This window comes from Cryobacterium roopkundense (assembly GCF_014200405.1).
In the GTDB taxonomy this organism is placed as follows: domain Bacteria; phylum Actinomycetota; class Actinomycetes; order Actinomycetales; family Microbacteriaceae; genus Cryobacterium; species Cryobacterium roopkundense.
In genome coordinates, this window is record NZ_JACHBQ010000001.1 from 1,934,630 (window position 1) to 1,948,695 (window position 14,066).

The 14,066-nt window shown below is 64.3% G+C and carries 9 protein-coding genes; 3 read left to right on the top strand and 6 right to left on the bottom strand.

Annotated elements, in window-relative coordinates:
- Positions 1-21 precede the first annotated feature (21 nt).
- The 5 genes from BJ997_RS09095 to uvrA all read right to left on the bottom strand — a co-directional run bounded on the left by BJ997_RS09095 (position 22) and on the right by uvrA (position 7,561).
- Positions 22-648, bottom strand: coding sequence for a superoxide dismutase (locus tag BJ997_RS09095; protein WP_035835954.1), 627 nt, complete (start codon positions 646-648; stop codon positions 22-24).
- 111 nt (positions 649-759) lie between these two features.
- A complete protein-coding gene (gene whiA, locus BJ997_RS09100; protein ID WP_035835955.1) occupies positions 760-1,764 on the bottom strand; it encodes a DNA-binding protein WhiA in 1,005 nt (334 codons plus the stop codon).
- Positions 1,765-1,846: 82 nt separating this feature from the next.
- Positions 1,847-2,722: an RNase adapter RapZ gene (rapZ, locus tag BJ997_RS09105; protein ID WP_035835956.1), complete on the bottom strand. Its 876-nt coding sequence runs from the start codon at positions 2,720-2,722 to the stop codon at positions 1,847-1,849.
- A 62-nt stretch (positions 2,723-2,784) separates the two neighbouring features.
- A complete protein-coding gene (gene uvrC, locus BJ997_RS09110; RefSeq protein ID WP_035835957.1) occupies positions 2,785-4,677 on the bottom strand; it encodes an excinuclease ABC subunit UvrC in 1,893 nt (630 codons plus the stop codon).
- A gap of 16 nt (positions 4,678-4,693) precedes the next feature.
- Complete coding sequence (gene uvrA, locus BJ997_RS09115; RefSeq protein WP_183323395.1) at positions 4,694-7,561, bottom strand: excinuclease ABC subunit UvrA; 2,868 nt, start codon at positions 7,559-7,561, stop codon at positions 4,694-4,696.
- A 114-nt stretch (positions 7,562-7,675) separates the two neighbouring features.
- Between uvrA and BJ997_RS09120 the strand changes: the two genes are divergently transcribed.
- The 3 genes from BJ997_RS09120 to BJ997_RS09130 all read left to right on the top strand — a co-directional run bounded on the left by BJ997_RS09120 (position 7,676) and on the right by BJ997_RS09130 (position 11,897).
- Positions 7,676-8,284, top strand: coding sequence for a PadR family transcriptional regulator (locus BJ997_RS09120; protein WP_035835958.1), 609 nt, complete (start codon positions 7,676-7,678; stop codon positions 8,282-8,284).
- Positions 8,281-9,021: an ABC transporter ATP-binding protein gene (locus BJ997_RS09125; protein ID WP_035835959.1), complete on the top strand. Its 741-nt coding sequence runs from the start codon at positions 8,281-8,283 to the stop codon at positions 9,019-9,021. Before BJ997_RS09120 ends, BJ997_RS09125 begins: the two co-directional genes overlap by 4 nt.
- A gap of 83 nt (positions 9,022-9,104) precedes the next feature.
- Positions 9,105-11,897 carry an FtsX-like permease family protein gene (locus tag BJ997_RS09130; RefSeq protein ID WP_183323397.1) on the top strand — a complete coding sequence of 931 codons (2,793 nt, stop codon included), beginning with the start codon at positions 9,105-9,107 and terminating at the stop codon, positions 11,895-11,897.
- A gap of 98 nt (positions 11,898-11,995) precedes the next feature.
- On the opposite strand, the gene uvrB is transcribed toward BJ997_RS09130, so the two are convergent.
- The gene (uvrB, locus tag BJ997_RS09135; protein WP_183323399.1) at positions 11,996-14,059 is read right to left on the bottom strand and encodes an excinuclease ABC subunit UvrB; all 2,064 of its coding nucleotides are present in this window, start codon (positions 14,057-14,059) and stop codon (positions 11,996-11,998) included.
- Positions 14,060-14,066: the final 7 nt, after the last annotated feature.

Below are 14,066 nucleotides of genomic sequence, written 5' to 3' on the forward strand. Positions count from 1 at the left end.
ACTCGTTAAGAGGCCAGCACGCTACGAGAGTAGCAGGAGGCCGTTCGTCTTCTCACGAGCGACGGTGAAGCGCTCCTGCACGTTCGCCCAATTGGTGATGTTCCAGAACGCCTTGACGTAGTCTGCACGCACATTGCGGTAGTCGAGGTAGTAGGCGTGCTCCCAGACATCCAACATCAGCACGGGCACGATGCCGGCGGCGAAGTTGGACTGCTGGTCGAAGAACTGCTGCACGATCAGCTGCTGGCCGATGGAGTCCCAGGCGAGGACAGCCCAACCGGAGCCCTGCACGCCCAGCGCCGCCGCAGTGAAGTGTGCCTGGAACTTGTCGAAGGAACCGAAGAAATCATCGATCGCCGCCGCGAGCTCGCCGGTGGGCTTGTCTCCGCCATTCGGGGACAGGTTGGTCCAGAAGATCGAGTGGTTGACGTGGCCGCCGAGGTTGAAGGCGAGGTCCTTCTGCAGCTTGTTGACGTTGGCGAGGCTTCCGGAGTCGCGGGCTTCCTTGAGCTGCGCGAGTGCGGTGTTCGCTCCCGTCACGTAGGCCTGATGGTGCTTGCTGTGGTGCAGCTCCATAATGGCGCCGCTGATGCTGGGCTCAAGCGCCGAGTAGTCATAGTCGAGCTGGGGAAGGGTATATTCAGCCATTGCTTGTCTCCTCTTGAGTGATGCCTGCGGACGATTCCGCCGCAGGCGTTGTAAGCGACTTTTTCAGTCTAGTCAGGTGGTTTGTTCAGACTCTGAATGCGTCTTCAGACGTCATTTGGGGGACGCGTCATCCGGGTGCACGTCGTCGGGGTGCACGGGAAAAGGAACGTCAGTTCCGGGAATTCCCCTGTCGACAGCTTTCTTGTCCGCCATCGCGAGCAGCCGCCGAATGCGGCCGGCCACGGCGTCCTTCGTCATGGGCGGATCGGCGTGGTGGCCGAGCTCGTCCAGGCTCGAGTCGCGGAAGCTCAGGCGCAACTCGCCGGCGTACCGCAAGTGCTCGGGAATGTCCTCGCCAAGAATGTCCATGGCGCGCTGAACCCGTGCGCAGGCGGCAACTGCGGCCTCGGCCGACCGGCGGAGGTTGGCATCGTCGAAGTTGACCAGGCGGTTCGCGGTCGCGCGAACCTCCCGACGCTGACGCAGTTCCTCCCAGCTGAGCACTGTGTTCTGTGCACCCATGTGCACGAGCATCGCGCCGATGGCGTCGCCGTCGCGGATGACGACACGATGCACGCCACGAACTTCCCGTGCCTTGGCCGCGATGCCGAGTCGACCTGCTGCGCCGACGAGCGCCATTGCCGACTCGTTGCCGGGGCAGACGATCTCGAGGGCCGCAGAACGTCCAGGGTCGGTCAGGGTGCCATTGGCCAGAAACGCACCACGCCAAACGGCAGCGATTTCTTCCTTCGAACCCGTTGTCAGTCGATTCGGCAGGCCTCGGATCGGCCGTCGGCGGGCGTCGAGGAGCCCGGTCTGTCGAGCAAGGGTTTCGCCGCCCTCGATGACACGAACGAGGTAGTGATTCGTGCGTCGAAGTCCCGACGCCGCGATGACCTGAACATCGCTTCGAACCCCGTAGAGCTCGGCGAGGTCTTTCCGTACGCGACGGGCGAGGATCGCCGTATCAAGTTCCGACTCGATAGCGATGCGGCTGCTGATCAGGTGAAGTCCGCCGGAGAACCGGAGGATTGTTGCGAGCTCGGCCGCGCGTACGGTGGTTTTGGATACCTCAACGCGGGAGAGTTCGTCTTTAACGTCGGCGGTGAGTGCCAATCGTATTTCCATTCTGTTGTTCGGGCGGTGCTGGGGCGGCCGCTGGGTGACCAACGGCCGTGCGAGGCAGTGGCGCCCTTGCTTATTCGCGTCCGAGGTCGCGGTGTTTGATGTTCACCACAACGCCGGGAAGTTTTTCGAGCCGGGATCCGAGCTCCCTGGCCATGGCGACGGAACGGTGTTTACCGCCCGTGCACCCGATACCAATGGTCGCATGCCGTTTGTTCTCCCGCTGGTAACCGGCGAGCACGGGTTCCAACGCGGCGGCATAGCGATCGATGAATTCGCCTGCTCCTTCCTGGGCCAGCACGAAGTCACGCACCTCGGCGTCCTGCCCCGTGTGCCCTCTCAGTTCGGGGATCCAGAAGGGGTTCGGCAGGAATCGAGCATCGGCGACCATATCGACGTCCGTTGGAAGGCCATACTTGAAGCCGAAACTCATGATCGTGACCTGCACACCAGCCGTGCCTTCGGCCGCGAACAGCTCAGTTGTCGCCGTGGCAAGCTGGTGAACGTTGAGGTCCGACGTGTCAATGACGATATCACTGGACTCACGAACCACGAGGAGCCGGGCGCGCTCCGCCGAAATCCCATCAAGCAACGTTCCCTCGCCCTGCAGCGGATGCGGACGTCGCACGGACTCGAATCGACGCACGAGCACATCGTCCCGAGCCTCGAGGAAGACAACGCGAACCTGAATGCCACTGCGCAGGGACTGCACGGTCTCACGAAAATCTCCGAACAGGTCCCGGCCACGAATATCAACGACGGCTGCGATTTTCGGCAGGTTCGTGCCGGCGCGCTCAACCAGTTCCACGAGCGGCCGAAGCATTTGCGGGGGAAGATTGTCGACGACGTACCAGCCGAGATCCTCGAGCGCGTTCGCCACGGTCGAGCGTCCCGCCCCGGACATTCCCGTGACGATCAGCAGTTCCTGCTTGTCGGGATCCGTTGTCATTCTCAAATGCGCCTTCGGTCGAAGTTGATCAGACTCTCAAGCCTACCGATCAGGCGGGGCATTTATGCCCGCAGGTGGTGATGGATCGTGGCAGCGAGCTGCGGACCGACGCCCCGAACCTCCGAAATCGACTCCTCGGTGGCCTCTTTCAGCCGTGCAACGGATCCGAAATGCTGAAGCAGCACCTTGACCCGCGCGGGTCCGAGTCCAGGTATCTCACTCAGCACACTCGAAATATCCTTCTTGCGGCGGGCACGCTGGTGGGTGATGGCAAACCGGTGCGCCTCGTCACGAATACGTTGGATCAGAAAGAGGGCATCGCTGTTACGCGGGAGAATGACCGGGTAGTCGGAGTCGGGGAGCCAAATTTCTTCCAACCGCTTGGCAATCCCGCAGAGCTGGATGCCCGTGACGCCCGAATCGGCCAGCGCGCGCGCCGCGGCCGCTACCTGGGGCTGCCCGCCGTCCACGATGAGCAGATTGGGCTGATAGCGGAATTTCTTGCGCTTCTGTTCGATCTGCTCCAGTCCGGTCGGTGAAGCCGGGTCCGGTTGCTGCTCATCGGACTCCGCGCTCGGTGCGAGGTAGGCCAGGCGGCGCATCAGCGTTCGGTAGATGGAATCGGTGTCGTCGGTGGATTCCGGAATGCTGAAGCGGCGGTAGTCGTCTTTTCGCGGGAGTCCGTCTTCGAAGACCACCATCGACGCCACAATATTGGTGCCGCTCAGGTGGGAGACGTCGTAACACTCCATCCGCAGGGGAGCAGCGGGCATGCCCAGAGCCTCCTGGATGTCTTCCAGAGCCTTGGATCGCGCCACAAAGTCGGAGCTTCGCCGAGTCTTGTAGAGCATGAGGGCTTGCTTGGCATTCTGCGCCGCGGTCGCGAGCAGGGCGGCCTTCTCCCCGCGTTGCGCGGCCACGATGCGCACCTTGCGCTGCGAGATGCCGGCGAGCCAGGTTTCCATCGCCTCTGCGTCATCGGGCAGTTCCGGCACGATGATCTCGCGCGGCGGGACCGCGGCGCCGGTGTAGGCGGTCTGCATGACCGAGTCGATGAGGTCTCCGGTGGAGACATCGAGTTCCTTGTCGAGCATCCAACCGCGCACGCCCCTCACTCGACCGCCCCTCACGATGAACATCTGCACCGCTGCCGCCAGCTCATCCTGCTCGATCGCGAACAGGTCGATATCGACGGTGTCGCGGAGTACAACGGCGCTCTTCTCAAGGATGGCCGTGAGCGCCGTCACTTGGTCGCGGCGCTTGGCCGCGACCTCATAGTGTTGCTCCGCGGCGGCTTCCTTCATCTCGGCGGTGAGCTTGTTGATGAGCTTTCGGTCCTGCGATCCCATGAAGCTGACGAACTGGTCTACCCGCGCCCGGTGTTCCTCTACCGACACATTCTGCGAACACGGGCCGAAACAGCGGCCGATTTGGCTCGCAAAACAGGGTTTTCCACTCTGCATCGCCCGTTTGTAATTGGCGTTGTTGCACGTTCTGATCGGGAAGGCCTTGAGCATGAGCTCGATGGTCTGCTGCACCGCCCAAACCTGGGGGTACGGGCCGAAGTACCGTGCACCACGGATGCCGGCCGTGCGGGTCATCAGCGCCCGCGGAGCTTCGTCTGCGAGAGTCACCGCGAGATAGGGGTAAGACTTGTCGTCCTTGAATTTCACGTTGAACGGCGGATCGAACTCGTTGATCCAGGTCCACTCCAGTTGCAGGGCCTCGACCTCCGTGCCCACGACCGTCCATTCGAGAGCTGATGCGGTTGTGACCATGCGGCGGGTGCGCTCGTGGAGACTGTGGAGGGGCGCGAAATAGTTCGCCAGCCGGGCGCGCAGATTCTTCGCCTTGCCGACATAGAGCACGCGCCCGGAATCGTCGCTGAAACGATAGACGCCGGGGGTCGTGGGGATCTCGCCGGTCCTCGGGCGGTAGCTCAATACATCAGCCATGATGCTGGACGACGGGTCAACCCGCGGCCAGAACCTCCTTCAGGAACATGCCGGTGTGGCTCTTCTTGACCGTCGCCAGGTGCTCCGGTGTGCCGGTCGCGAGGATCCTACCGCCGCCGGAGCCTCCCTCTGGCCCCAGGTCGATGACCCAGTCCGAGGACTTGATGACGTCGAGGTTGTGCTCGATCACGATGACGGTGTTTCCCTTGTCGACGAGGCTATTCAGCACGAGAAGCAACTTGCGCACGTCTTCGAAGTGCAGTCCGGTGGTGGGTTCGTCGAGAACGTAGACGCTCCGGCCGTTGGAGCGGCGCTGCAGCTCGGTGGCGAGTTTCACTCGCTGCGCCTCTCCACCGGAGAGCGTCGTGGCACTCTGCCCGAGGCGAACATAGCCCAGGCCCACCTCGACCAGCGTCTTCAGGAATCGGTGGATCGACGAAATGGGCTCGAAAAAGTCGGCGGCCTCGCTGATGGGCATGTCGAGTACTTCGGCGATGTTCTTGCCCTTGTAGTGCACGGTGAGGGTGTCCCGGTTGTAGCGGTCTCCCCCACACACTTCGCAGGCGACATAGACGTCGGGCAGGAAGTTCATCTCGATCTTGATCGTGCCGTCTCCGGAACAAGCCTCGCAGCGGCCCCCCTTGACGTTGAAGCTGAACCGGCCGGGAAGGTATCCCCGGGCCTTCGATTCGATCGTCTCGGAAAACAGGGTACGGATCTTGTCGAAGACGCCCGTGTACGTGGCGGGGTTGGAACGCGGGGTGCGCCCGATCGGGGCCTGGTCCACATGGATGACCTTGTCGAGGTGGTCAAGGCCGGTGACCCGGGTGTGCTTGCCGGGCAGTTTTCGTGCTCCGTTGAGCCGGTTGGCGAGCACCCGGTACAGGATGTCGTTGACGAGGGATGATTTGCCCGAACCGCTCACGCCGGTCACGGCGGTGAAGGTGCCGAGCGGGAATGTCGCCGAGACCTTTTGCAGGTTGTTGGCCGAGGCCCCGGTTACGGTGATCACTCGTTCGGGATCGATCGGCCGACGTGTCGTGGGCGTCGCGATGGATTTGCGGCCCGCGAGGTAATCGCCGGTGAGGGAATTCTTGTTGGCGAGCAGGTTCTCGTACGACCCGGAGTGCACGACGTGGCCGCCGTTGACGCCGGCGCCCGGTCCAATGTCCACGATCCAGTCGGCGGTCTTGATGGTGTCTTCGTCGTGCTCGACCACAATGAGGGTGTTGCCGAGATCGCGCAGGGTGATCAACGTTTCGATCAGACGGCGGTTGTCTCGCTGATGCAGGCCGATACTGGGCTCGTCGAGCACGTAGAGCACGCCGGTGAGTCCAGAGCCGATCTGGGTCGCCAAGCGGATGCGCTGCGCCTCGCCGCCCGAGAGTGTGGCGGCTGCGCGGGCGAGGTTGAGGTAGTTGAGTCCTACCCGGATGAGGAAGTCGAGACGCGCGCGAATCTCGCGGAGCACCTGCGCGGCGATGGCCGCCTCCCGGTCGGTCAGGACGAGCTCGTCCATGAAGACGCGCGCGTCGCTCAGGCTGAGCGCACAGACGTCGGCGATGCTCGACCCGTACACCGTGACGGCGAGCACCTCCGGCTTGAGGCGTGTTCCGCCACAGACGTGACAGTCGACCTCCCGCAGGTATTCCGCCCAACGCTGGCGCTGGGTATCGCTCTCAGCCTGAAGGTACTGGCGCTCGATGTAGGGCACGACACCTTCGAAACCAGAGGTGTAGCTCATCTCGCGGCCGTAGCGGTTCTTCCACTTCACCCGCACCTCGAAGTTGTCACCGCGCATGACGGCGTTCTGAACCTCGGGAGTGAGACCTGACCACGGGGTGTCGAGAGAGAAGTCGAGGTCGCGAGCGAGCCCGTCGAGGAGCTTCTCGTAGTACTGGAACAGTCCCTTGCCCTGTGTTGTCCAGGGCAGCACGACGCCCTCGGCGATGCTGAGGTCGGGGTCGCCCAGCAACAGGTCTTCGTCGACAGACATGCGGGTGCCGAGGCCGGAGCACTCCGGGCAGGCGCCGAACGGAGCGTTGAACGAGAACGTGCGGGGCTCTATCTCGGTGAGCTGCACGGGGTGGTTGTTCGGGCACGACAGCTTCTCGGAATAGCTCTGCCACGCGGCATCGCCCTCACGGTCGATGAAGTTGATCTGCACGATGCCGTCGGTGAGCTTGAGAGCTGTTTCGAGGGAATCCGTCAGGCGGCTGAGCAGTTCCGGGCCGGCGACGAGGCGGTCCACGACAACTGAGATGTCATGCTTCTGTTGCTTCTTCAGGGCGGGTGGTTCGCTCAATTGGATTTGCGAGCCGTCGACGATAGCCCGGGAGTACCCCCCGCCGGCGAGTTCCTGGAAGAGATCGACGAATTCGCCCTTCTTCTGGGACACCACGGGGCTGACCACCTGGTACCGAACGCCAGCGTCCAGCTCCATGAGCTGGTCCGCGATCTGCTGCACGGTCTGCGACTGGATGACTTCACCGCAGACGGCGCAGTGGGGAACACCGATGCGTGCCCAGAGCAAGCGCATGTAGTCGTAGATTTCGGTGATGGTGCCCACCGTGGAGCGCGGGTTGCGGTTGGTGGACTTCTGGTCGATCGAGACAGCCGGGCTCAGGCCCTCGATGAAGTCGACGTCGGGGCGGTCGACCTGCCCGAGGAACTGGCGGGCGTAGGCCGAGAGAGATTCCACGTACCGACGCTGGCCCTCGGCGAAGATCGTGTCGAAGGCGAGCGACGATTTTCCGGAACCGGAGAGACCGGTGAACACGACGAGCGAGTCTCGAGGAATCTCGAGATCGACGTTGTGGAGATTGTGCACGCGGGCGCCGCGAACACTGAGCTTGGAACCGTTATTTACCTTCGTAATCGACACTCACTGAGTCTACGCAGCGCTGCTGACAGTCCCGTACAGGTATGGATCCTCCGGCGACCTGCCGAGTATGTATATACTCAGTAATTATTATTAGTTCGAATTGTCGGAGGCCGTATGTCCGTTCGCCAGAGTCTGCTCGCCATCCTCGATCAGGGACCGTGCTACGGCTACCAGTTGCGCGCCGAATTCGACCGGCGCACCGGGTCGACCTGGCCGCTCAACGTGGGCCAGATCTACAACACCCTCGACCGGCTCGAGCGGGACGGGCTGGTGCAGAAGGCAGATATCGACGCCGACGGTCAGAACTACGTGGAGATCACGGCTGCCGGACGCGCGGAGGTGGCCGAGTGGCTCGGCTCCCCCGTCGTGCGCACCATGGCCACCCGTGACGAACTCGCCATCAAGCTCGCGATCGCCGTCACACTGCCGGGCGTCGACATCTCTCGGGTCATCCAGGTGCAGCGCACCGCAACGATGCGTACCCTGCAGGAGCTGACCCGGACGAAGAATACGACTGCCGACCCTGAGTCTTCTGAGGAACTGGCGTGGTTACTCGTGATCGACTCCCTGATCTTCGCGGCAGAGGCCGAAGCGCGCTGGCTCGACCATTCGGAGAGCCGGCTCACTCGGGCGCGGGCCGCCGGCTTCGCTGCCCCGCTTCCACTCAACACCGACGTGCCCAAGCGCGGTCGCCCCGCGAAGACGGCGCAGCACAACGCATGACCGGCCGCGCAACAGAAGGTGACACGCTGCTGCAGCTCGACGGCGTGTCGATGCAGTACGGGCGCGGCGAGACCGCGATCACGGCGCTCTCGGGGGTTGACCTCACGGTACGGCGCGGTGAACTCGTGGCGGTGATGGGGGCATCCGGTTCGGGCAAATCGACCCTGCTCACCGTTGCCGGCGGGCTCACCCCGCCGACAGCCGGTGAAGTGATCGTGGAGGGTCATTGGCTGAGCCAGCTCTCCGCCAAGGAACTCGCCACGCTGCGTCGGCGAAGCCTCGGTTTCGTTTTTCAGGACTTCAACCTGATTCCCTCGCTCACCGCCCTTGAAAACGTGAGCCTGCCGCTCGAACTCGACGGATGGACCTCGAAGAAGGCGCGGCACCCCGCTCGGGATGCCCTCAACCTAGTCGAACTGGGTGACCGAGCCCACCATTATCCGTCCGACCTGTCGGGCGGCCAGCAGCAGCGGGTGGCGATCGCCCGGGCCGTCGTGGGCGGCCGGTCGTTGATCCTCGCCGACGAGCCCACCGGAGCCCTCGACAGCACCACCGGCGAACTCGTGCTGCGGATGCTGCGTTCCCGGGTGGATGCCGGCGCCGGCGGCATCCTGGTGACCCACGATGCCCGGCACGTGGCCTGGGCCGACCGAGTCGTCTTCCTGCGCGACGGACGAATCGTGGATGAGTCGCGCGCCTCCGCGGTGTCGAGCCTGCTGCCCGGGCCCTCGGCATGAGCCGCGAACGGGGCTCCCTCTCGGGCGGACGTTCTGGTGGGCGTTTCGGTGGGACAAGGATCGCGTTCCGGATCGCCCGTCGCATGGCCGGCCAGTCCCCCGGCCGCAGCGCCCTGGTTGTCCTCCTCGTCGCGATCCCCGTGCTCGGCATGGTGGGAATCACCACCGTCGTGGCGAGCAACGAGGCCACCCCCGCCGAGCACGCCGTTCTCGAGCTCGGGTCAACCGAGGCCCGGGTACGAATCGTGTCCGCTCCCCAAACGACTCTGACACAGAGCCCGCTGAACGACGCGTATTGGAACCACAGCAACGACGGTGTTATCACGGACGGTCCGTCCCCGGAATCCGCCCCGATGACCGCGGCATCGTTGTTTCCTGCGAGCACGCGACTGCTGTCGATCAGGTCGACGGCCGTCGTTGCCGAGACGAAAAACGGTCTCGGCTCCTTTCCGGCCGTACAGGGACAACCATGGGACCCCGCGTTCGCGGGAAAATGGAACGTCACGGCGGGTGCCGTGCCCACTCATGACGACGAGATCATGGTGACTCCCGCCACGCTCGACCGCCTCGGAACGGCGATCGGATCGACCGCAACGTTCACCGCGCCCACCGCCGGGGCGTTCACCATCGTGGGCACACTCCGCAGCGCCAGCCTTGACGACGCGGCTATCGCGTTCTACGGACTGCCCGGCGTCTTCGACGGCGCCCTGCCCGACGATTCCGACCTGATGACTGAGTGGTACCTGCCCGACACCGCCCTGACATGGACAGAGATCGGCGAACTCAACAAACAAGGAGCCACCGTGCTCTCGCGCGACGTGCTCCTCGACCCGCCACCCAGAGGAACCTATGACGAGGGCTTCGACCGGTATGGGTCTGCTTCAGGCACGATCAGCGTCTTCATCACACTGCTGGGCGGGTTTGCCCTGTTCGAGGTGGCTCTCCTCGCTGGTGCCGCCTTCACGGTAGGCGCCCGAACCCAACAACGCACGCTTGCTACTCTCGCCAGCACAGGCGGCGACCGTCGCCTGTTCTTTCGCGTCGTCTCCTATGGCGGCGTCATTCTCGGCACTCTCGGTGCAGCCGTGGGAACAGCGCTCGGCCTCGGTGCCGCGTGGCTGTTCATGTGGTTCTCGGCGAATGGCAGCGCTAGCCGGTATCCCGGCTTCCACCTCGATGTGATCTCCCTGCTGGTCATCGCAGCCGCCGCTGTTCTGGCCGGCTGGTGCGCGGCTGCGGTTCCGGCTCGCGCTGCCGGCAAGATCGATGTTCTGGCGGCGCTCCGGGGTGCCCAGCGACCGCCCAAACCCACGCGACGCCGCCCGATCGCCGGGATCGCCCTTTTCGTTCTGGGAGCGGTGGTCACTGTCGTCGGAGGCCTTGTGCAGGTCAACGCATATGCTCCCGTTTACCGGCAGGTATCGTCCAATGTGGGCATCGGGCTCATCATCGCCGGCCCGGTGCTCATGCAGATCGGTGCCGTGTTCATCGCTCCGCTTATTCTGCGATGGGCCACTCGGTCGGCGTCACGATTCGGCCCGGGTGCGAGGCTGGCAACCCGCGATGTCGCTCGCAACCCCGGTCGCAGCGTTCCCGCCCTTGCGGCCATCATGAGCTGTGTCTTCGTAGCCTCGTTCGCGATGAGCCTCGTGGCCACCTTCGAGGTGAATTCTACGAAGGGGTACAGCTTCTCGGCCCCCCTCCACACCGCTGTGGTGAACCTCAACGCGTACGTCGACACGCCACCCTACGGCTATGAACTGCAGCAGACGGGGCCCGAGGTCGTTGCCGCCTTGAACAGTAGTTTTCCGGCGCAGGGGGCGCGGCTCCTGAGCAGCGCAGCAGAACCACCCTCGGCCTATTTCTACTCCGAGGGTGAGTCGAATCCGGACGGCAGCGCTATCGCCCCGCCCGCCGACGCGCCCGTTTTTCCTTACCCCCGAATCGACCCAGAGACGGTGTGCCCCAGCGACGCCGGCCGTTACGGTGCGAGTCCGGCGGAGACGCCCACCGACATCCGCTGCCCCACTCCCTCCTACCTCGCCACCATGATGTCGGTCCGAGATGATCACATCTGGGTCGGCGACAGCGCCGACCTCGCCGCCATACTCGGCGAGCCGGTCTCCACGGAATCTTCGGCAACCCTGGCTGCGGGCGGCGCGGTCAGCACCTATGACCAGTACCTCGTTGACGGAACGATCACCCTCGACTGGAGGCCCACTCTCGACTCGGCGCAGGCTCCCCAACGCAGCACCACGCTGGCTGGAAGCGTGCAGAAACCCCAGCATCCACTGCCCTACGCGATCTTCATGCTCGAGTCCACGGCGGACGCGTTGAACATGGACCATCGGCCATCGCTGGTCATGAGCACCCTCGGCGCCGCGCCCACCGTGGCACAGACCGACTCTGTGACGGGGGCAGTCGCTGCGGTGTCTTCGTACCTTGAGGTGGAGGTGGAGGAGGGTCCGGAATTGTATGGGGCGGCCTGGAGCTGGGCGCTGCTCACCCTCACAACCATCATCGCCCTGGTCACAGCGACGATCACCATCGGGCTCGCCCGAGCGGACGGGCACCGAGACAACGCGGTGCTCACGTCGCTCGGGGCCTCACCCCGAGTACGGCGGGCGTTCGGCTTCTGGCAGGCGGTGGTGATCGTGGGCCTCGGCAGCGTCATCGGAGTGCTGCTCGGCCTGGTGCCGTCACTGGCTCTCTCGCTGACCCGCGACACGTCGGGACAGTCACTGCTGCCGTTCGCCCCGCCGTGGCTGCAACTGGCGCTGATCGTCGTGGCACTGCCGGTGGTCGTGGCGATCGGCGCGGCCCTCACCGCGAGCGGCAACCGCACCCGGTTCAGCAATCGGTCCGCGTTCGATTGACCCCCCGGCAGCATCCGCGGTCGTGGCACTCATCCCGCCGCCCGGCACTCGTCTGAACGGGTGCCGGGCGCGCAAACGAGTGCCGCGAGGGTGCGGGCCTACTGCAGGTGGCCGGCCTTCTCCATCTGGCGGAGTTCACGTTTGAGCTCGGAGAGTTCGTCACGGAGGCGCGCGGCCAGCTCGAACTTCAGTTCACCGGCGGCCTCGAGCATCTGGGAGTTGAGGTCGGCAATGATCGACTCGAGATCGTTCGCGCCGTTGGCGGCCAGCCCCACCCGGCGAGTGGTCGACGAGCCCTTGCGCCGGGCGTCACGCCCCGCCAGCAGCTCGGCGGTGTCGGCCTCCTCACGGGCGAGCACGTCGGTGATGTCGGCTATGCGCTTGCGCAGCGGGGTGGGGTCGATGCCATGCAGCGTGTTGTACGCGACCTGCTTCTCGCGCCGGCGGTCGGTCTCGTCGATAGCCTTCTCCATCGACGCGGTGAGCCGGTCGGCGTACATGTGCACCTCGCCCGACACGTTTCGGGCGGCGCGCCCGATGGTCTGGATGAGCGAAGTGGCAGAGCGGAGGAAGCCCTCCTTGTCGGCGTCGAGGATGGCCACGAGCGACACCTCCGGCAGGTCGAGCCCCTCACGCAGCAGGTTGATGCCCACAAGCACGTCGTAGATGCCCGCCCGCAGCTCCGTGAGCAACTCCACACGCCGGAGTGTGTCGACGTCGGAGTGCAGGTAGCGCACCCGAACCCCGGCCTCGGTGAGGAAGTCGGTGAGGTTCTCGGCCATCTTCTTGGTGAGGGTCGTCACCAGCACACGTTCGTTGCGCTCGGTGCGGATCTTGATCTGTTCGAGCAGATCGTCGATCTGGCCTGCGCTCGGCTTGACCACGATTTGCGGGTCGATCAGGCCGGTCGGGCGAATGATCTGCTCCACGATGCCGTCGGCGATTCCCATTTCATACTTGCCCGGCGTCGCGGACAGGTACACGGTCTGGCCGACCCGATTCTTGAACTCGTTGAATTTGAGCGGGCGGTTGTCGAGCGCACTGGGCAGCCGGAAACCGTGTTCAACCAGAGTGCGCTTGCGCGAGGAATCCCCCTCGTACATGGCGCCGATCTGTGGCACCGTCACGTGCGACTCATCGATCACCATCAGGAAGTCATCTGGGAAGTAGTCGAGCAGGCAGTGCGGGGCCTCCCCCGCCTGCCGGGCATCAATGTGCCGCGAGTAATTCTCAATGCCGGAGCAGAAGCCGATCTGCTCCATCATCTCGAGGTCGAACGTCGTGCGCATGCGCAGCCGCTGGGCCTCGAGCAGTTTGCCCTCGCGTTCGAGCTGTTCGAGACGTTCGGCGAGTTCTGTCTGGATGGTGCCGATCGCGCGCTGCATCACGTCGTTGCTCGCCACGTAGTGGGAGCCAGGAAAAACGGCCACGGAGTCGAGTTTGCGCACGATGTCCCCGGTCAGCGGGTGCAGGCTGTGCAGGGCCTCGATTTCGTCGCCGAACATCTCGATGCGAATGGCGAGCTCTTCGTACATCGGGATGATCTCGATCGTGTCGCCGCGCACGCGGAAGTTTCCGCGGGAGAAGTCCACGTCGTTGCGCTGGTACTGCATGGCGACGAACTTGCGCACGAGCCAGTCCCGGCTGACCTTCTGGCCCACCTGGAGGGCAACCATGGCCTCCATGTAGCCTTCCGGCGTGCCGAGGCCGTAGATGCACGACACCGTGGACACCACAATGACATCACGGCGGCTGAGCAGGGAGTTCGTGGTGGAGTGGCGCAGCCGCTCCACCTCCTCGTTGATCGAGGAGTCCTTCTCGATGAAGGTGTCGGTCTGCGGTACGTAGGCCTCCGGCTGGTAGTAGTCGTAGTACGACACGAAGTACTCGACCGCGTTGTTGGGCATCAGCTCGCGAAACTCATTCACGAGCTGGGCCGCGAGGGTCTTGTTGTGCGCGAGCACGAGCGTGGGCCGCTGCACCTGCTCGATGAGCCAGGCCGTGGTCGCCGACTTACCCGTACCCGTGGCACCGAGCAGAACGATGTCGGTTTCACCCGCGTTGATGCGGGCGGTGAGGTCGGCGATCGCGGAGGGCTGATCGCCGCTCGGGGTGTACTCGCTGACGACCTCGAACGGGTTGACTGAGCGCGTGGGTTCCATAGGGATA